The sequence below is a fragment of the Herbaspirillum sp. alder98 genome (genome assembly GCF_020179755.1).
Lineage (GTDB): Bacteria > Pseudomonadota > Gammaproteobacteria > Burkholderiales > Burkholderiaceae_D > Herbaspirillum.
Window position 1 is genome coordinate 151,322 of the sequence record NZ_JAIUCY010000003.1, and the last position, 19,342, is coordinate 170,663.

Here is a 19,342-nt window from a genome sequence, read left to right on the forward strand (position 1 = left end):
TCAGGCTCCCTTCTTGAACAATTTCAGCTTGCGCTTGCCCATCGGCAGCACCAGCGCCAGCATCACCAGCACGGCCGTGACCAAGTTCAGGTCTTGCGCCTGCAGGCCGATGAAGTCGCTGTTGAGCGCCAGCGCAATGAAGAAGCGATACAGGATCGCGCCCAGGATGACCGCCAGCGTGGTCCACACCAGGCGCCGCGCCGGCAGGATGTTTTCACCGATGATCACTGCCGCCAGGCCGATGACGATGGTGCCGATGCCCATCGAGATATCGGCGCCGCCCTGGGTCTGCGCAAACAGCGCGCCGGCAAATGCCACCAGCGCATTGGCCAGCGCCATGCCGGCCAGCGTGGCGCGACCGGTGGCAATGCCCTGGGCCCGCGCCATGCGCGCGTTGGCGCCGGTGGCGCGCATGGCCAGGCCGATCTCGGACGAGAAGAACCAGTCCAGCAACAGCTTCACGCCAGTGACCACGATCAGCAGGATCAGCGGACGGGCGATGAAATCGGGAATCCACTCCGGCTGCAGCACGGTGAAGATGGTCGCCTCGGAGATGAGCGGAATGTTCGGCTTGCCCATCACCCGCAGGTTGATCGAGTACAGCGCAATCATCATCAGGATACTGGCCAACAGATCCATGATCTTCAGGCGCACGTTGAGCCAGGCGGTGATGAAACCGGCCAGCGCACCGGCCAGGATCGCCACGAAGGTCGACAGGAAGGGATCGAAACCGGCCGCGATCATGGTCGCGGCGACCGCACCGCCCAGCGGGAAACTGCCGTCCACGGTGAGATCGGGAAAGACCAGAATGCGGAAGGAGATCAGCACTCCGAGGGCGACCAGGCTGAAGATCAGGCCGATCTCAAGCGCGCCCCACAGGGTATACAGCGACATGACAGGACTTTCAAAAAAAACACATTCGGCATTGGCGTCCCACGCAAATGCCGAATGTCTTCTGCTCGGGGCCCGCCGCCAGGGCGGGCGCCCGTCTTTAGTTCAGGACCTTGGTGGCCGACTTCAGGAACTCCGGGGTCAGCGTCACGCCCTGCTTCTGGGCCGCTGCCGTGTTGACGTAAAGCTCCAGATTCTTGCTGGTCGACGATGCAATGTCGCCCGCCTTCTCGCCCTTCAGAATGCGTGCCACGACCTTCCCGGTCTGGCGACCCAGGTCATAGAAGTTCACCCCCAGGGCCGCTACCGCGCCGCGCTTGACGCTGCCGGTGTCGGACGCGATCAGCGGGATCTTGGCGTCGTTGCAGACCTTCGCCAGCGACTCGAACACCGAGACCACGTTGTTGTCGGTGGTGCTGTACATCACGTCGATCTTGCCGATCAGGCTCTTGGCGGCAGGTCCCACATCGACCGAACGGGGCGCAGCGGCCTCGACCAGCGTGATGCCCTGCTTTTGCAGTTCACCCTTGATGTTGTTCAGTGCCGAGACCGAATTGGCTTCGCCCGGATTGTAGACGATACCGACCCGCTTCGCATTGGGGACCACGCGCTTGATGATCTCGACCTGCTTGACCGGATCCAGCATGTGCGACAGGCCGGTGACGTTGGTGCCGGAAGGCTTCCAGTCCTTGACCAGTTGCGCGGCCATCGGGTCGGCAATGGCCGAGTAAACCACCGGAATGGTCTTGGTGGAGGCCACCATCGGCTGCGCCGAAGGGGTGCCGATCACCACGATGGCATCCGGATTGTCACCAACGAACTTCTTGGCGATCTGGCCAGCGGTGCCTGCGTTGCCCTGCGCGCTCTGGAAATCCCATTTGAGGTTCTTGCCGGGCTCGAAGCCTTCGGCGATCAGTTCATCCTTGGTGCCGTCGCGCACGGCGTCAAGCGCCGGGTGTTCGACGAATGAGGTAATGGCGACCACCTTCTCGGCCGCCAGGGCGCCGGCGCAAACGGCGCTCAGCGCCAGCGCGCCTGCAATGGCGCGCAACGATGTGGATAACTTAAACACGGTCCTCTCCTCTTTCAGTGGTGTCGTGGCCTGGGCAACGGTGTCGCCTGGCCCCTTATCGTGAATTTGACGCGATCAATCCCGGCAAAACTCTTCCCTGCCGCCACCGTGGCCGGTCGCGGCAGGCGCTACTTTAACTTATTGCTTGATGACCGTCTTGGCCGACTTCACCAGTTCGGGCGACAGCGTCACGCCCTGTTTCTGGGCTGCGGCGGTGTTGACGAACAGTTCCAGCTTGCTGCTGGTGGCCGAGGCGATGTCGCCCGGCTTTTCACCCTTGAGCACGCGCACCACCACCTGGCCGGTCTGACGACCCAGGTCGTAGTAGTTCACGCCCAGTGCGGCGATGGCGCCACGCTTGACGCTGTCGGTGTCGGAGGCCACCAGCGGGATCTTGGCGTCGTTACCCACCTTCACCAGCGCTTCATAGGCCGACACCACGTTGTTGTCGGTATTGGTATAGATCACATCGACCTTGCCGATCAGGCTGCGGGCGGCCGTGCCGACATCGACCGAACGCGGGGCTGCTGCTTCGACCAGGGTCATGCCGGACTTGCCCAGCAGTTCCTTCAATGCCTTGACCACCACCGCCGAATTGGCTTCGCCGGGGTTATAGACGATGCCCACGCGCTTGGCGGCGGGCACGATCTTCTTGATCAATTCGAGCTGCTTGTCGAGTTCGAGCACGTCCGACACGCCGCTGACGTTGGTGCCCGACGCCTTCCAGTCCTTCACCAGCTGCGCGGCGACCGGATCGGTCACGCCGGAATAGATCACCGGGATGGTCTTGGTGGCCGCCACCAGCGCCTGCGCCGACGGTGTGGCGATGGCCACGATCACATCCGGCTTGTCGCCGACGAACTTGCGGGCGATCTGGGCCGCGGTGCCGGTATTGCCCTGGGCGCTCTGGTAATCCCACTTCAGGTTCTTGCCGGCTTCGAAACCGGCGTCCTTCAGTTCATCCTTGACGCCATCACGCACCGCGTCCAGCGCGGGGTGTTCGACAATCGCGGTGACCGCCACCGACTTGTCCGCCGCCATCGCGGGCGCGGTACAGACGGCTGCCAGGGTCAGTGCGCCGACCAGTGCGCGCAGTGTCATCTTGCTTGAGTAGGACATGGATTGCCTCTTGAAAGTGGTGGCCAATGGGCGAAAAGTGGGTAAGTCTAGCCTAGCGCACCCCAACAATCAATTTGCGCAGCGTCATTGCCGGGCTGGAGCCCACGTCCAGGCTCAATCGGTGCTGTTGCCGCAGTTGATATAATCGCCCGGCGTCTGTCAGGCGCGTCACAGAACAATACAAAGGAATGCACATGAAGCAGTTCATCCAGCAAGGCGCCGCAGCACTGGCGCTGGCAGTTGCGGCTCTGGCCGCGCCGGCACTGGCGCAGGCCCACGAATATCATGTCGGCAAGCTCGACATCGGTCACCCCTATGCGCGGGCGACGGTGCCGGGCCAACCCGCCGGCGGCGCCTATCTCAGCATCGAAAACAAGGGCACCGCGGCCGACCGCCTGGTGGCGTTATCCACTCCTGCCGCCAAGACCACCGAAATCCATACGATGGCCATGGAAGGCAATGTGATGAAGATGCGCGAAGTCGATGGCGGACTCGAGATCAAGCCGGGCCAGAAGATCGCCATGCAACCGGGTAACGGCTATCACATCATGCTGATGGGCTTGACCAAACCGCTCAAGGCGGGCGACAAGCTGCCGCTGACGCTGACATTCGAAAAGGCCGGCCGTGTGGATGTGACGATCAATGTCGAAGACCTGGCCGCAGGTGCTGCCGCCGGCAAGGACGACATGAAGGGCCACGCGCATCACTGATGCCGGGCCTGGCGGGCTGATGCGTTGACTCAGCCTGCCAGCTTGCGCACCTTGGCCAGCAGCTTGGTGGTCGAGCGGTCATGCTCGAAGGCAATCGCCAGCACCTGGCCGCCATAGGCCGCCACGGCCTGCCCCTCGGGGATGGCGGCCATATCGTAGTCGCCCCCCTTCACATAGACTTGCGGGCGTGCCTGCTGCACCGACTCCAGTCCCGTATCTTCATCGAACGCCACCACCAGCGACACCGATTCGAGCGCGGCCAGCACGGCCATGCGATCGTCGCAGGTGTTGATGGGCCGGTCGTCGCCCTTGCCCAGGCGCTTGACCGAGGCGTCGGTATTGACCGCCACCACCAGCGAGGCGCCCTGCGCGCGCGCCTGCGCCAGGTAGGTGACGTGGCCACGGTGCAGGATGTCGAACACGCCATTGGTCATCACCACCGGCTGTGGCAGGCTGGCAACGCGCTGCTGCAGTTGGTCGCGGGTACATACCTTGTCTTCGAAATCGGCCATGGGGGCGGTGATCCTGTAATCGGGTTGAATCTGTGCAACAAAAAAAAGCCGCAACGGATGTGCGGCTTTCGATTTTAGCGGATCGGCGCCTGCCGCGGCAGGCCCATCACCGACCAGCTCAGACGGCTGCGGGCTGGCTGGCCGCCAGCATGCGTGCCGCCACTTCCTTGCGATAGCGGTTCAGGTCCTGGACCGTCTCGAAGGTGCATTCGAACAGCAACGACATGTTGTGCAGAATGCGATCGACCACCTTCTTTTCCCATTCGCCGTCGAACTTGATCTGGGTATCGAGCCATTGCTCGAGCCATTCCGGATCCGGCAGACGACTTTGCACCGTATCGTTGGGGAACAGCGCCTGGTTCACGTGCAGGTTGGTCGGGTGCAGCGGCTTTTCGGTACGACGCGCCGATGCCATCAGGACCCCGATCTTGGCGAAGGCGGCACGCGCCTTGTCGCCCACTTCGGTGAGCGCCTTCTTCATGTAGCGCAGGTAGGCGCCGCCATGGCGCGCCTCGTCCTGGCTGATGATCTTGTAGATCTGCTTGATCACCGGCTCGGTATGCCATTCGGCGGCACGACGGTACCAGTGGTTCAGACGGATCTCGCCGCAGAAGTGCATCATCAGGGTCTCGAGGGGCGGCGCCGGATCGAATTCGAAACGCACATTGTGCAGTTCGGCTTCGGTCGGGCACAGCTCGGGACGGAAGCGACGCAGGTATTCCATCAACACCAGCGAATGCTTTTGTTCTTCAAAGAACCAGACCGACATGAAGGCCGAGAAATCGCTGTCACCACGGTTGTCACGCAAGAACATCTCGGTGGCGGGCAAGGCCGACCATTCCGTGATGGCATTCATGCGGATGGTCTGCGCCTGCTCGTCGGTCAGCAGCGTAGGGTCGAACTGGTCCCAGGGAATATCCTTATCCATATTCCAGCGGACCTGCTCGAGCGACTTGAACAATTCTGGGTACAGCATTATCGGTTTGCCTATTTGCGTTAAGTGTTTGATTTTAACAAGGAAATTCAACCTTCCCCATACTATGTCCCGCACATGTCATGCATGTGACAAATCCTGCTCACCTGAACCGGGAAGGCCCTGGCAGTCGGCGTTGCGTGGATTGGGGGGACTATGGCTTGCGGGAGGCTGGCTTCTTGTTGTGCCCGGATTGTACAGCACCCGTGCGTCCAGAGGGGCTGGCATTTTTCGTTACTTTACGCTGCTTACCGACTGTTGAGCTAGAAATAACAGTATTTTGTGGATTTTTAGCAGGCGTTACAGACTTGGCAGAGGGCTTGATGGTGCTTTTCGCGACACTCTTGGCCGCTTTCGGCGCGGTTGTCTTTTTTTCGCTACGCGTCCGGGTCGGCTTGAGTGCCGCATCCGGCTCGGGCTGGACGTGGGTCATGGCATTGTCGACCGCCTGCTTGAACTGATCCTGCAGCAGATTCCACCATGCAGTGGGGTTGCCGATGGCCGCCTGCAGATCCGGGCTGGGCGGCAACTCGGGCTCGGCCTGCGCGCTGTCGGCAGGTGGCTCGGCGGCCTCGGGCTCGGGCTCCGGTTCAGCTGGCGCCGCCGCCTCTGGCGCGCCGCCGGGCCACATCGGGAAACCGAACGGAAAGCTAGGCGCGGCCGAGGCGGCTGCGGCTTCGCTGTCGCCCCCCTTCGAGGCCATGATGGCGCTCATCGCCTGCAGCGTCGACAAGGTGGCACTTTGCACCTCGAACGTCTGGATCGTGCCCTTGAGCATGTTGAGATTGAGCTCCAGCCAGGAGGCCACGGTCTTCAGATCGGAGATCTTCTTGTTGATATCTTCAACCGACAGCGAAGGCATCATCATCGGCGGTGTGCCGACACTCCCCCACATCTGCTTCATGAAATCGATCGTATCGGCGGCCGAGCCGGCACCCGGCATCTTGTCGTGATTCAGCATTGAGGCTCCTGTGGGTAGTTATTATCGTCCGCCTTCAGCGTGGCGGGCGTTGCATCCTGCATGTTGTCGGCAATACGGTCTGCTCGGCCGGAATGAAGCGCTCGGTCCTGAAACCGTAGCCGCTGCCTTCGTTATCGAAGCGGATACCGCCGCTGGCGGCGCGCTGCATCAGCATCAGATACAGCGGCTGGATCAACTGGTGGTCGGCCGCGCGCATGGTGGCATCATGAAATGCGCTCTGATAATGCGCGCCTTCCAGCGCGGTTGCAACCGCCTTGGCCTCGGTGCTGCCGGCCTTCTCGATGGCCGCCACCAGCATCTCGATCATGACATGCTGGCGCAGATAGAGATAATCATCCTTGGGCTGGGGATAACGCTGGCGATATTTCTGGTAGAACACGTCGCTGGGCGAATCGGCGGCGCCCGTGCCGGCATTGGGATGCCACTCGGCCACCGCCCGCACGCTGCCGACGCCGGCCTCGCCAATGGCGGCAGGTGCGCCCAGGCTATTGGCATAGAAGGTATAGAACTTGGCGTTGAAGCCGGCGTCCTTGGCAGCCTTGACCAGCAGCGTCAGGTCGTTGCCCCAGTTGCCGGTGATGACGGCATCGGCACCGGCGCTCTTCATCTTGGCGATGTAGGGGGCGAAGTCCTTGATCTTGCCGATCGGATGCAACTCGTCGCCGACGATGGCGATATCGGGACGCTTGGCGGTGATCTGCTCGCGCGCGGCTTTGGCCACCTGGCGTCCGAAGCTGTAGTCCTGGCCGATCAGGTAGACCCGATGCGTGGTGCGATCGGCCTTGATGGCTTCGGTCAGCGCCTGCATCCGCATGTCGGCGCTGGCGTCGAAGCGGAAGTGCCAGAAACTGCACTTCTCGTTGGTCAGCGTCGGATCGACCGCCGAATAATTCAGGAACAGCACCCGGTTGGCCGGCTCGCGCTGGTTATGCTTGTTGACGGCGTCGATCAATGCGGCGGCCACCGCCGAACTGTTGCCTTCGATCACGAAGGGAATCCGCTGGTCGGTCAATTGCCGCAACTGCACCAGCGAATCCTCCACCCCCAGCTTGTTATCGAAGGTACTCAACTGCAACGGATGGCGACCGTCCGGCAACTTGACGCCGCCACGGGCATTGACCTGGTCGATGGCGTAGCCGATATTGCGCACCACCGCTTCACCGGCATTGGCAAAGGGGCCCGACAAGCCATCGATCATGCCGATGCGAATCGGCGTGGCAGCCGGAGTGGCGGCCTGCGCCGCAGCGTGCAGCACCAGCGCCGTCAAGGCCACCAGTCTTGCCAGTGCCCGCAGGCAGGTTGGTTGTTGCGTCGATTCTTGCGTTGCTCGTTGCATCGATTGCGTCATCGGTTTCCTGTGTAGAAGGCGGTACTCGGCCGCAGGGAAGACGCATTGTACGTCCTCCCGCCCGGCCCACCGCCAACGGCAGAGTTGGCCCGGGTGCGAAGGGCTTGCGCTACACTTCGGTCATGTCACAAGCTTTCCGCCGTCCTGGTCGCTGGCGTCGCGCGCTGGTGGTGATCGTGCTGGCGCTGGCCCTGCACCTGTTCCTGGTGAACTGGGGCCGGCAGCACCTGATCGCCACCGCCGTCACGCAAGACGCGCCCGCCATCACCGTCACCCTGCAACCGGTCGCGCCACCGCAGCAACCGGTGTCGCTGCCCAGCCTGCGTGCGTCGCGAGAGCGTGCCAAGCCCGCGCCCAAAGCATCGCCACGCCCGCCGCGGGGCAGCCGTGAGTCCTCCATCGACCCGCCCGACGAACCGATCCGCGAGACCGTGGTGAGCATGCCTGCCCCCTCCCTGGCAAGCTCGGGAAGCAACACCCCGGCAGCGGCCGGCACGCCCGAAACACCCGAAACGCCGGAACCATCGACACCCGCCGAAACCACGGCCGCCGCCGAGCCGCCCGGCGGCACCCACTACGATACCGACCCGCCCCCCACTGCGCGCCTCGAATACGACGTGCTGGCCAGCTACAACCAGATGCCCGTGCACGGCTACGGCACGCTGGACTGGAAGACCGACGGCAAGACCTACCAACTGGACGGCAAGGCCGAGGACTTCCTGTTCACGTTTCTCAACTTCAGCAGCAGCGGCGCCATCGACGACTGGGGCGTCTCGCCCGAGCTCTACACCGAAAAACGCATGCGCCGCGCGGCCACCAACACGCACTTCAACCGCGAGCGCAATATCATCAATTTTTCGTCGTCTTCCGAAAGCTACCCGCGCAGCGGCGGCGAGCAGGACCGCGCCAGCCTGATCTGGCAGTTGTCCGCCATCGGGCGCGGCGACGCCGCCCGCTACCGGCCAGACGCCGTGATCGACCTGTTCGTCGCCGGCGTTCGCGACGGCGAACTGTGGCGGGTCCAGGTGCTGGGGCAGGAACAAATCCAGGTGCCGGCCGGAACCGTCCAGACCTGGCATGTGGTACGCATGCCCAAGCCCGGCTCCTACGATCAACGCATCGACATCTGGTTCTCGCCCCAGCAAGAGTGGTACCCGGTGCGGCTGCGCTATACCGACACCAAGAAGGACGGCGACTACCTCGAGATGTCGCTGTCCCGGATCAAGCGCTGAACTCAGCGCGACCAGGCCGGTCCTTCATTTACGGCACAATGCCTTCATCCAAGACTAACCAGACAAGAGTTCGCCATGACAAAAACCTCTGCACTGATTCGCCACAGCGCCGCGCTGGCTTTGACGGGCCTGCTGGCCCTGGCGAGCGCCCAGGCCGCCGACGCCCCCCATCCAGCCGAGAAACGCGCGGTCAACCTGCCGCCCCCGGCTGAGCTCAGCTACACGATCCAGGCCAAGCAAAGCGGCCTCGAACTGAAGGGGCAAGGGCTGGTGAAATGGACCCACAGCAAGACCACCTACAGCGTCACCACCGAAACCCGCGCCATGCTGCTGGGCAAGATTCTTGAAACCAGCAGCGAAGGCCAGATCGATGGCTTCGGGCTGGCTCCCGAGCGCTTCGTCGAAAAGCGCTTGCGGCGCGATCCCAGCACCACCACATTCAATCGTGAACAGAACAAGATCACCTTCACCCAATCAGCCGACAGCTTCCCGTTGCAGGGCGGCGAACAGGACCGCACCGGCATCACTTGGCAACTGGTGGCCGTGGCACGTGCCAATGCGGCGCACATGACCACCAATTCGGAATGGAATTTCTTCGTGGCCGGCCCGCGCGACGCCGAACAGTGGAGTTTCAAGGTGGTCGGCCGGGAAAAGATCCGTACCGCGCAGGGCGAAACCGAGGCGGTGCACGTGTTCCGCGCCCCGCCGCCGGACAACCAGGGCCAGAAACTGGACATCTGGCTGGCGCCCTCCATGGAGTGGTATCCGGTCAAGCTGCGCTTCACCGATCCTGACGGCGACTATATCGAGCAGGTACTGGATTCGCTCAAGAAAACCAACTAAGCTTCGCCAGCCCTAGCCGGCGCCACATCGGCGCTGGCGGCCATATCCGTACGAGAAAACCATGCCCAGCTCCGTCGCCGACACGCCCATCGCCCCCACCCTGAAGACCCAAAGCGCCCTGGTGCTGTTTTCGGGCGGCCAGGATTCGACCACCTGCCTGGCGTGGGCGCTGTCACGTTATCAACGCGTCGAGACCATCGGTTTCGACTACGGCCAGCGCCATGCGGTCGAACTGACGGTTCGCCCGGCCCTGCTCGAAAAGACCCGCGCCTTCTCGCCCGAATGGGCTGCCCGCCTGGGCGAAGATCACATGATCGACCTGTCGCTGATCGGCTCCATTTCAGACACCGCGCTCACGCGCGATGTCGAGATCGCGATGCAGGACAACGGCTTGCCCAACACCTTCGTACCCGGCCGCAACCTGATGTTCATGACGGTGGCTGCGACGCTGGCCTATCGGCGCGGCCTCAACGTGCTGGTGGGCGGCATGTGCGAAACCGATTTCTCGGGCTATCCCGACTGCCGCGACGACACCATGAAAGCCTTGCAGGTCGCACTCAACCTGGGCATGGCCACGCAACTGAAGATCGAGACGCCGCTGATGTGGATCGACAAGTCCGAAACCTGGTCGCTGGCGCATTCCCTGGGTGGCGACGCCCTGGTCGACCTGATTCGCACCGACACCCACACCTGCTATCTGGGCGAGCGCGGCGCGCTGCACGACTGGGGCCACGGCTGCGGCAAGTGTCCCGCCTGCGAACTGCGCGCGCGCGGCTATCGCCAATACCTGCAGCACGCGGGTTGATGCGCTCGGCATGACCAACAAGACCTTCGCAAGACGCGCCAGTTACCTCGCCGCTGCACTGCTGGTGCTGCTGGGGGGCGCCGAAATCGCGCGGCGCCAGGCCGACCTGCCGAGCCTGCCGGTGCTGTTCGACCTGCAATTCGACCTCACCCCGCGTAGCCAGACCTGGCGCCTGTACGACGCCGTGCCGCTGGCGCGCTCGTCCCAGCCGCGCGCGCTGGCGCTGCAACCGCAAGCCGTCGATGGCCTGCGGCTGCCGTGGTCCAAGGGCAGCGACATCGGACTGGCAGACTTTCTCGACGTCACGCATACGCGCGCCATGGTGGTGATCCAGGATGGCCGAATCGCCTTCGAGCACTACGCTGCCGGCTTCGACGCCAACTCGCGCTTCGCTTCGTTCTCGGTGGCCAAGTCGTTCGTGGCCACGCTGACCGGCGCGGCACTGGCCGAAGGCCGCATCAAGTCGCTCGATGACCCGATCAGCACCTACCTGGGCCGCGACGAAATATCCCCCGCCTACGCCGACATCACCATCGGCCAATTGCTCGATATGCGAAGCGGCATCGATGTCGACGAACGCTACGGCGGCTCGCTCACCTCGCCGGTGGTGCGCATGTACCTGAGCCGTGACCTGGGCAGTTTCATCGCCCGCCGCAAAGGCTTGCGCTTTGCGCCCGGCAGTCGGCAGGAATATCGCAGCGTCGACACCCTGGTATTGTCGCGGGTGCTGGCGCGCGCCACCGGCAAGAGCCTGTCGGCCTACGCCCGCGAAACGTTGTGGCAACCGCTGGGTATGGAGCAGGACGCCACCTGGAGCGTCGACAGCGACGCTCACCGGATCGAAAAGGCCTTCTGCTGCATCAATACCACGGCACGTGATTTCGCCAGGCTCGGGCTGCTGTACCTCGATGAAGGTCGCGCCGGGACCCGTCAGGTCGTCAGCGCCAAATGGGCCGACACGCCGCGCCAGGTCATCAACGGCGAACAGAAACTGGCCTATCGCGATGGCTGGTGGATACCGCCCGGCAATGCCGGCGATCGCGATTTTTCAGCCATCGGCGTGTTCGGGCAATATGTCTACGTCAATCCGGCCACGCACACGGTGATCGTCAAGTTGAGCGACCACGGGGTCGAGCAGGACGAGATCGAGACCCTGCTGGCCATGCGCCAACTGAGCCATGTGATAGCCGGACTGAAACCGAACTGATTCGAGGTATTCATGAAGAAAGCCGACCATCCTGCGATGGTCGGCTTTCTTCATGGCGCAGAGAATATCTTCAGAACAGTTCGTTCTTCATCTGCGTCTTGGCCTTCTCTTCTTCCGGCGTCAATCCGGCGCGGTCGCCCATGCCCAGGTCCCGCACCATGGCCGCCGGCGGATATTCGGCATAGTAGTACTCGCCACCCGATTCGATCACGCCATCAGGCACCTTGCGGTCGACATTGGGCACATCCTTGAGCACCTTCGACATGTAGCTGATCCACACCGGCAGCGACAGGCCGCCCCCGGTTTCACGATCGCCCAGGCTCTTGGGCTGGTCGTAGCCGATCCAGGCGATGGCGGTCAGGCCCGGTTGATAACCGGCGAACCAGGCATCCATCGAATCGTTGGTGGTGCCGGTCTTGCCGGCCAGGTCGGTGCGCTTGAGCGACATCGCCTTGACCGCCGTGCCGTGGCGCACCACATCGCGCAGCATGCTGTCCATGATGAAGGCATTGCGGGCATCGATGACACGGTTCGATTCGTCGTCGGCGGTGGCCGGGCGCGCCTGCGACAGCACCCCGCCGTTGGCATCGGTGACCTTGGTGATCAGGTACGGACTGACCTTGTAGCCGCCGTTGGCGAACACCGAGTACGCGCCCACCATCTGCAGCGGCGTCACCGCACCGGCACCCAGCGCCAGCGTCAGGTAGGGCGGGTTCTTGTCGGCGTCGAAGCCGAAGCGGGTGATGTATTCCTGCGCATATTTCACACCCACGCGTTCGAGGATGCGGATCGACACCAGGTTGATCGACTTCTGCAACGCGCGCCGCATCGAGATCGGCCCTTCGAACTTGCCGCCGTAGTTCTTCGGCTGCCATACCTGGCCGCCGGTCTGGGTGAAGGTCAGCGGCGCATCGTTGATGATGGTGGCCGGCGACAAACCCTTTTCGAGCGACGAAGAATAAATGAACGGCTTGAACGACGACCCCGGCTGGCGCCATGCCTGGGTGACGTGGTTGAACTTGTTGCGGTTGAAGTCGAAACCACCCACCAGCGAACGGATCGCGCCATCCTGCGAATTGACCGAAACGAAGGCCGATTCGACCTCGGGCATCTGGGTGATGATCCAGTTCTTGCCATCCTGGAAGACGCGGATGATCGCGCCCCGGCGAATCCGCTTCTGCGGCGGCGCCTTGTCCGACAGCAGGTTGGCGCCGAAGCCAAGACCGGAACCGGCAATGGTGATTTCCTCGCCGGTGGCCAGCACTGCCGTGATTTCCTTCGGCTTGGCCTCGGTCACCACGGCGGCGATCATGTCATCGCTGTCGGGATGATCGGCCAGCTCGACCTCGATGGCGTCTTCCACCACCTCGCGCGAGCCTTCGGGCAGGTCCATGTAGCCTTCCGGACCGCGATAGCCGTGGCGACGTTCATAGTCGATGATGCCGCGACGCAGCGCGATATAGGCCGCGTCCTGGTCGGTCTTGGTGATGGTGGTGAAGACGTTCAGGCCACGCGTGTAGGTCTCGTCCTTGTACTGCGAATAGACCAGTTGGCGCGCCATTTCGGCCACGTACTCGGCATGCATGCCGAAGGCCGAGCTGTCGCCCTTGACCCGCAGTTGCTCGTCACGCGCTTGCTGGTACTGGGCGTCGGTGATGTAGCCCAGCTGGCGCATGCGCAGCAGGATGTACTGCTGGCGTGCATGTGCGCGCTTGGGGTTGACCACCGGGTTGTAGGCCGAAGGCGCCTTGGGCAGGCCGGCCAGCATGGCCGACTCGGCGATGCTCAGTTCCTTGAGCTGCTTGCCGAAATAGATCTGGGCCGCCGAGGCAAAACCGTAGGCGCGCTGTCCCAGATAGATCTGGTTCATATAAACCTCGAGGATCTGGTCCTTGCTGAGGTTGTTTTCGATCTTCCAGGCCAGCGGAATCTCGTAGAAGAACTTGCGGGTCGCCTTCTGCAGGAAGGTCGGCTCGTTGCTGGTCAGGAAGAAGTTACGCGCCACCTGCTGGGTAATCGTGCTGGCGCCGCCGCTGCCGCCCGACAGGTTCGAGAAGGTCGCGCGTGCGATGCCTTGATAGTCGACCCCGCCGTGTTCGTAGAAACGGTCATCCTCGATGGCCAGCACGGCCTTCTTCATAATCTCGGGAATATCCTTGAAGTGCACCAGGTTGCGGCGCTCTTCGCCGAACTCGCCGATCAGCACGCCATCGGCCGAGAAGATCCGCAGCGGAATCTTGGGCCGATAATCGGTCAGGGTATCGAGGTCGGGCAGCTTGGGATAAGTGAGCGCGACAATGAAGGTCACGCCCAGCGCGGCCATCGCCACCACCCCGAGGATGATGCCGAACAGGCCAAGGACGATGCGAAGCGACCAGTGCAGGCGCTTCTTGGGCGCCGGACCCTGTTCTGGCTGGCCGGCCGGTGCCGGCCTGGTGCCAGCGGTTGGAGGTGAAGACATGCGAGATAAACGAGGGTAAGCGATAAAGCGGGCCGAAGCCGGGTTGAACTGACAAGACCGCATTATAGCGGCTCCGCTGGCCCTTCCTCGCCATGCGTGCCCGCAGACGCAGGCAAGAAATGGTCTTTCGGCGCCTGGCGCAGGCAAATGCGCGGTGGCGGCCTTGATCGGCCAGCATCTGCCCGCCAACGTGCAGCAAGTGGCCGATATCGCCGAGCGCCGCACGAGGACGATATTTGTTGCAAATAGACCAAAATGACGAGGCATGCGCCGATCCGTCGATCGGCCAGCCTCATTCAATTCCGGCGACAACATCAAATTTCCTCTATTGCCGCTGCTAACGCCACTGACGAACAATCGCCTCGTATCGTCCTGGGCAACGCATCGCCATCGCCAGCCAGTCGCGCCCCCCGACGCATCCAAGAGGCTGAGCAATGTTCCATTTTCTGACCCGTTTTCCCCTTTCACCGGCATCGTTTCGCCCGCGCCTCGGTCTCGACGTGGGGCCCCGGCATCTGCGGCTGGCCATACTGCGACGCCGCCGATCACAACTGCAACTGTATGGATTGGCCGAACATCGGTTCGGGCAAGTCATCTGCCGACATGGCCGCATCACCGACCTTGATCTGCTCTGCAATGCTGCACGCGCCATGCTGACGCAATGTCGCTTCAGCGATGGCGTGCTGGGCATGGCGCTTGGCCTGCATGCCGCCGCTGCGGTGCCATTGACCCTGCCCGCAGCGGCCAGCGACCTGCAGCGCCTGGCGCAGGTGCAGGCCGAGATGGCGCTCCGGCATCCGCAGTCGCCAGATGAACTGGTGGCGCATTATTGCCCTCTGGATGAAGCCATGACCGCCGGCGAAGATGTGCGGGTGATCGCGCTCTTCGCTTCGATGGTGGACATCGAAGACCGGTGTGCGCTGGCCAGTTCACTGCAACTGCGCCCGGGCGTCATCGCCCTGCGCGAAACCCGCATCGCCACATTCCTGCGCCAGGCCCACCAGGCGCCACGCGCCGGCATCCTGCACGTCGACCTGGATGAAGCCTGGCTCGACCTGCCCGGGCGATGGGTGCACCATTTCGAGTGGTCGGCCCAAAACGACCGGCCTGCCACCCTGCTGCACGCGCTGGCGCCACTGCTGCAACCGCCGCCGGAACTGCTGCTGCTCAGTGGTGACGCACCGATGCTGGCGACGCTGGCGCAGGTCATCGGCAAGTATTCCGATCGGCCCACCCAGATTGCGACGCTCTCGCCCCGGTTCTGCGACATGAGGCATCACGGCGATCCGACGCCGGCTTTTCATGCTGCACTGGCACTGGCGGCGGGAGCGCTGGCATGAACCCCGACCACGACTTCTCGCGTTCGCCACGGCAGTGCCAGCGGCGGCGTGAAACAGGCTTCTATTGCGCCCTGGGTTGCGGCGCGGCGCTGGCAGTCGCCGCCGTGATGGCGCTAGGCTGGATGATCGAAAGTGACAGCGCGCGACTGCAAGCCGGCACGCTGATGTTGCAAGCCGAATTGAAGCAACTGCAGCCGCGCCTGACGCAAGTGACAGCAATGGAATCGACGATCGCCACGCAACAGGAACAGTTGGCGTCGCAAGTCGCCCAGGCCACGCAACGGGCCTTTGCGCCACATACCTTGCATGCGCTGGCGAGCATTTCACCTGTCCATATCCGCTTGCAGCAGATCGTGATGCGCACTGACGAGGCAGAGATTCGCGGCACTGCCAGCGGCCAGCGGCAACTGCAGGACCTGGTCGAATCCCTCAGGTCCAGCGGACTTGGCCAGGTGCGACTGCAGGAAATGCAACAGAGAAGCGCGCAGGATTCGCTTGCCTCGCCGCTGCTGCGCTACAGCTTCACCCTGACCCTGAGCAATATCCCCCCGGTGACTTCCCCCGCCCCGACGCCCTCCCTGCCCCCAAAAAGTGACGCCGCCCAAGTCCAGCGCGCCAGACGCACATGAACCATCCCGGCAACTGGCCACTGCTGCCACGTGTCGCCGTGCTGACGCTGGCCAGCCTGTGCTGCGCGGGTGCCGGCCTGGTATTGCACGCCCAGCCGCTGAGCACCGCGCGCAGCGGCCACGAAAATCAGCTACAGGCGATCAAGGCCGAATTCCACGACGCGCTGCAGCGTAGCGCCTCCCTGCCGAAGCTGCAGGCGCGCTCGGAGCAACTGTCGGCCCGCCTCCAGGCCGGCGCAACGCTGGCCCCAGAAGATCCGGCCAACGAGCCATTGCAGGTCAGACTAGGCGCCACGGCGGAGCAATGCGGACTGACGCTCGAGGCATTTCGTCCGCTGACCGATGGCGCCGAACTTGGCGTCGCCGGCGACTACGCTGCGCTGCTGCTGTTCGTGGCCGAACTCAGTCAGCCGCCGCAACCCCTGCTGTTCGAATCGCTGGACATCTCGGCGCAGCGCACGGCAACACAGCAAGGTCTGCTGATGAAAGCCAGTGTGCGCTACCAATCCCTTTCCGCCGCGTCCAACCAGGAGCCTGCTCAGCCATGACACCCTCGCCTTTACTGCCGCGCCAATGCCGGCATCGCGTCACTCCCGTTGTCCATGCCATCTTGTGGAGCATCCTGTTGGGCGCCTGTCACGACACTACCGCGCCGGACCTGCAACCCTGGTTGGCGCAGATGCGCAGCCAGGCCAGGCCACAACCGCTGCCCGAGATGGCGTTGCCTGCAATTCCGGCGCGCTGGCTACCGGAGCCAGGCACGGCCGATCCGTTTGGCCTGCAATTGAAGGTGCAGGCCAGCCTTGCTGCTATCCCAAAAAACGAAACGTCGGGGCCAGCCTTGGCGCCGGTAGCGCTGCCGCCGATACGCGCCGTCGCCGTCCTGCATCGCCCGGGTGTCGCGCGGGCCCTGCTGCAGATCGGCGGACGCATGCTGCAGGTGGCGCCCGGCGACGCCCTGCCCGGCCTGCCGGGTCGTGTGCTGCACATCGACGAACGCGCGGTACGACTGGAACTGGCCGGACGCGAAGTGCGGCTCGACCTCGGTATCGGCCTGGGCGCCACGAAGACGAATGACGCGATGCCAGGAGCGCCGGCATGAACATCCAACTTGCCAGGTCATGCGCCCGGCGCATCATCGCGGTCACCTTGCTGTTGCTGCCCGTCTGGGTCTGGGCTGCGGACGCCGCCAATCGCCTCGAACAGATCGAATCGCACCAGGACGAACAGGGTGAAGCGCTCCAGTTGCGTTTTACCCGGCCACCCCAGGCCGGCCAGGTCCGCAGTTTCATGATGTTCAATCCGCCACGGCTGGTACTCGATTTCGCAGAAACCGCGCTGGCGGCTGACATCGCCCGCTGGCAGGACAGCAGCGGCCTGGTGTTGCGCCGCTCGCTGGCCGCCGATGGCAAGCGAACCCGGCTGCAGCTCGACCTCAAGGCGCCCATCACGCACAACCTCGATTACCACGACAGGATCCTGCGCATCACACTGCGCCGTGCGGCGGCCACCACTAGCGGCGGCAGTGGCGGTGGCGGGCCGGAGGTGATCAAGGTGATCGATACCATTTCGTTCGAGCCCGGCCCGGCCGGCCAGGCGCGCCTGAGCCTGGGGCTGCCCTCGCCGCACACCCGGGTCGACGTGCGCCGCATGGGCCAACGCATCGTCGCCGACATTGCCGACACGCGCCCATCGGTATTGCTGCCGCGTGCGCCCGACCTGGCCAGCCTCGCCACGCCGGTGGCCGGGTATCGCATCATGCGCCACGGCCGGGGGACGCGGCTGGTCATCGACGTCGTCGGCAACTGGCGCTATGGCGCCTTCCAGAGCGCTGACCGGCTGCACATCGAGATCACCCCGCAGCCGAGGCTGGCGATGCAGCTGGAGCCGCAACCGCAGTATCGGGGCCGTCCCTTGTCGCTCGGCTTCGATGACATCGAGGTCCGCACCGCGCTGCAACTGCTGGCGGACTTCACCGGACAGAACATCGTCGCCAGCGACAGCGTCAAGGGGCGCATGAGTCTGCATCTGAAGGATGTGCCGGCCGACCAGGCGCTCGACATCATCCTGCAGACGCGCGGGCTCGACATGCGGCGCGAGGCAGGCATCACCTGGATCGCCTCGCGCGAGGAAATACTCCTGCGCCGGCGCCACGAACTCGAACAGAAGGCTGACATTGCCGAACTCGAACCGCTGCAGGCCGAAGTGTTCCAGCTCAACTACCAGCGTGCCGACAGTTTTCGGCACGCCTTCGGCATCGGCGAGAAAGAAGGCGTGCGGCCCGGTGCGCGCAATGCCCTGCTGTCGACCCGGGGCAGTGCCCTGGTCGATGCGCGCACCAACCAGTTGTTCGTCACCGACACGCATGCGGTGCTGGGCAATATCCGCAAGCTGCTGGCACGGGTCGACGTGGCAGCGCGCCAGGTGGTGATCGAAGCCCGTATCGTCGAGGCGGACGACAGTTTCTCGCGCAACCTGGGCGTCAAGCTCGGCCTCGCGGCCCAGACCCATCGACTGGCAATCGGCAGTCATCACGATGCCGTGGCCACCGCCACCGGACAGGCTGCCGCCGCCGAGTTCGCCGATGCCGCCGATACCGTCGCCCCCGCGCCCGCCGTGAACCTGCCGGCCCTGGCGCTGGCCGGCGCCCAACCCGGCACCTTTGCCTTCACCCTCTTCAATGCGGCCGCCAGCCGATTTCTCAACATCGAACTGTCGGCGCTGGAATCCGACGGGCGCGGCCGGATCGTTTCCAGTCCGCGCCTGGTCACGGCCGACCAGCAACCCGCCCTGATCGAACAGGGCGAGGAAATCCCCTACCAGCAGTCCGCCGGCAACGGCGCCACCTCGACCGCTTTCAAGAAAGCCAACCTGAAACTGGAAGTCACGCCCCATATCACGCCAGACGGCAACGTCATCCTCAACGTCGACGTCAACAAGGACAGTCGCGGCACCGCCACGCCCAATGGCCTGGCAATCAACACCAAGCACGTCAAGACCCAGGTGCAGGTAGAGAACGGCGGCACCGTCGTCATTGGCGGCATCTACACCAAGATCGAAACCGAGCGCGAGACACGGGTGCCGTTGCTGGGCGAGATTCCATTGCTGGGACGACTGTTCAGGCACAACGCACGGGTCAGCGACAAGACCGAAATGCTGATCTTCCTGACCCCGCGCATCGTCGGGCGCGACGCCCCGGGCTGATGGCCGGAGCCGGC

Annotated in this window: 18 protein-coding genes; 10 read left to right on the forward strand and 8 right to left on the reverse strand. The window is 63.8% G+C overall.

Annotated elements, in window-relative coordinates:
• From LBW87_RS08615 to LBW87_RS08625, 3 genes are all read right to left on the reverse strand, one after another.
• Positions 1-894, reverse strand: a complete 894-nt coding sequence (locus LBW87_RS08615; RefSeq protein WP_225201038.1) for an ABC transporter permease — start codon at positions 892-894, stop codon at positions 1-3.
• Positions 895-991: 97 nt separating this feature from the next.
• Positions 992-1,963 carry an ABC transporter substrate-binding protein gene (locus LBW87_RS08620; protein WP_225201039.1) on the reverse strand — a complete coding sequence of 324 codons (972 nt, stop codon included), beginning with the start codon at positions 1,961-1,963 and terminating at the stop codon, positions 992-994.
• Positions 1,964-2,101: 138 nt separating this feature from the next.
• Positions 2,102-3,082: an ABC transporter substrate-binding protein gene (locus LBW87_RS08625; protein WP_225201040.1), complete on the reverse strand. Its 981-nt coding sequence runs from the start codon at positions 3,080-3,082 to the stop codon at positions 2,102-2,104.
• Positions 3,083-3,276: 194 nt separating this feature from the next.
• Between LBW87_RS08625 and LBW87_RS08630 the strand changes: the two genes are divergently transcribed.
• Positions 3,277-3,792: a copper chaperone PCu(A)C gene (locus LBW87_RS08630; protein WP_225201041.1), complete on the forward strand. Its 516-nt coding sequence runs from the start codon at positions 3,277-3,279 to the stop codon at positions 3,790-3,792.
• A 29-nt stretch (positions 3,793-3,821) separates the two neighbouring features.
• Here the strand turns inward: LBW87_RS08630 and rfaE2 are convergent, their stop codons facing one another.
• The 4 genes from rfaE2 to LBW87_RS08650 form a co-directional block, all read right to left on the reverse strand.
• Positions 3,822-4,304 (reverse strand): D-glycero-beta-D-manno-heptose 1-phosphate adenylyltransferase, encoded by a 483-nt coding sequence (gene rfaE2 / locus LBW87_RS08635; protein ID WP_225201042.1) that lies wholly within the window; start codon positions 4,302-4,304, stop codon positions 3,822-3,824.
• 118 nt (positions 4,305-4,422) lie between these two features.
• Positions 4,423-5,280, reverse strand: coding sequence for a ferritin-like domain-containing protein (locus tag LBW87_RS08640; RefSeq protein ID WP_225201043.1), 858 nt, complete (start codon positions 5,278-5,280; stop codon positions 4,423-4,425).
• A gap of 151 nt (positions 5,281-5,431) precedes the next feature.
• Entirely contained in the window at positions 5,432-6,238 is an 807-nt protein-coding gene (locus tag LBW87_RS08645) for a PhaM family polyhydroxyalkanoate granule multifunctional regulatory protein (protein ID WP_225201044.1), read from the reverse strand.
• Positions 6,239-6,272: 34 nt separating this feature from the next.
• Positions 6,273-7,607: a branched-chain amino acid ABC transporter substrate-binding protein gene (locus LBW87_RS08650; RefSeq protein ID WP_225201045.1), complete on the reverse strand. Its 1,335-nt coding sequence runs from the start codon at positions 7,605-7,607 to the stop codon at positions 6,273-6,275.
• Positions 7,608-7,729: 122 nt separating this feature from the next.
• On the opposite strand from LBW87_RS08650, the gene LBW87_RS08655 reads away from it, so the two are divergent.
• From LBW87_RS08655 to LBW87_RS08670, 4 genes are all read left to right on the forward strand, one after another.
• On the forward strand, positions 7,730-8,839 hold the full coding sequence (locus tag LBW87_RS08655) for a DUF3108 domain-containing protein (protein WP_225201046.1): 1,110 nt from the start codon (positions 7,730-7,732) through the stop codon (positions 8,837-8,839).
• A gap of 75 nt (positions 8,840-8,914) precedes the next feature.
• Entirely contained in the window at positions 8,915-9,682 is a 768-nt protein-coding gene (locus tag LBW87_RS08660) for a DUF3108 domain-containing protein (RefSeq protein ID WP_225201047.1), read from the forward strand.
• A gap of 61 nt (positions 9,683-9,743) precedes the next feature.
• Positions 9,744-10,487: a 7-cyano-7-deazaguanine synthase QueC gene (gene queC, locus LBW87_RS08665; RefSeq protein ID WP_225201048.1), complete on the forward strand. Its 744-nt coding sequence runs from the start codon at positions 9,744-9,746 to the stop codon at positions 10,485-10,487.
• A 10-nt stretch (positions 10,488-10,497) separates the two neighbouring features.
• On the forward strand, positions 10,498-11,694 hold the full coding sequence (locus LBW87_RS08670) for a serine hydrolase domain-containing protein (RefSeq protein ID WP_225201049.1): 1,197 nt from the start codon (positions 10,498-10,500) through the stop codon (positions 11,692-11,694).
• A gap of 70 nt (positions 11,695-11,764) precedes the next feature.
• Here the strand turns inward: LBW87_RS08670 and LBW87_RS08675 are convergent, their stop codons facing one another.
• Entirely contained in the window at positions 11,765-14,155 is a 2,391-nt protein-coding gene (locus tag LBW87_RS08675) for a penicillin-binding protein 1A (protein WP_413927629.1), read from the reverse strand.
• A gap of 434 nt (positions 14,156-14,589) precedes the next feature.
• Between LBW87_RS08675 and LBW87_RS08680 the strand changes: the two genes are divergently transcribed.
• The 5 genes from LBW87_RS08680 to pilQ are packed head-to-tail and all read left to right on the forward strand — an operon-like array spanning position 14,590 to position 19,328.
• Positions 14,590-15,495, forward strand: a complete 906-nt coding sequence (locus LBW87_RS08680) for a hypothetical protein (protein WP_225201050.1) — start codon at positions 14,590-14,592, stop codon at positions 15,493-15,495.
• Positions 15,492-16,124 (forward strand): PilN domain-containing protein, encoded by a 633-nt coding sequence (locus LBW87_RS08685; RefSeq protein ID WP_225201051.1) that lies wholly within the window; start codon positions 15,492-15,494, stop codon positions 16,122-16,124. The genes LBW87_RS08680 and LBW87_RS08685 overlap by 4 nt, the downstream gene beginning before the upstream one ends.
• Positions 16,121-16,672: a type 4a pilus biogenesis protein PilO gene (locus tag LBW87_RS08690; protein ID WP_225201052.1), complete on the forward strand. Its 552-nt coding sequence runs from the start codon at positions 16,121-16,123 to the stop codon at positions 16,670-16,672. Before LBW87_RS08685 ends, LBW87_RS08690 begins: the two co-directional genes overlap by 4 nt.
• Positions 16,669-17,226 (forward strand): hypothetical protein, encoded by a 558-nt coding sequence (locus LBW87_RS08695; RefSeq protein ID WP_225201053.1) that lies wholly within the window; start codon positions 16,669-16,671, stop codon positions 17,224-17,226. The genes LBW87_RS08690 and LBW87_RS08695 overlap by 4 nt, the downstream gene beginning before the upstream one ends.
• Positions 17,223-19,328 carry a type IV pilus secretin PilQ family protein gene (gene pilQ, locus LBW87_RS08700; RefSeq protein WP_225201054.1) on the forward strand — a complete coding sequence of 702 codons (2,106 nt, stop codon included), beginning with the start codon at positions 17,223-17,225 and terminating at the stop codon, positions 19,326-19,328. The genes LBW87_RS08695 and pilQ overlap by 4 nt, the downstream gene beginning before the upstream one ends.
• Positions 19,329-19,342 lie beyond the last annotated feature (14 nt).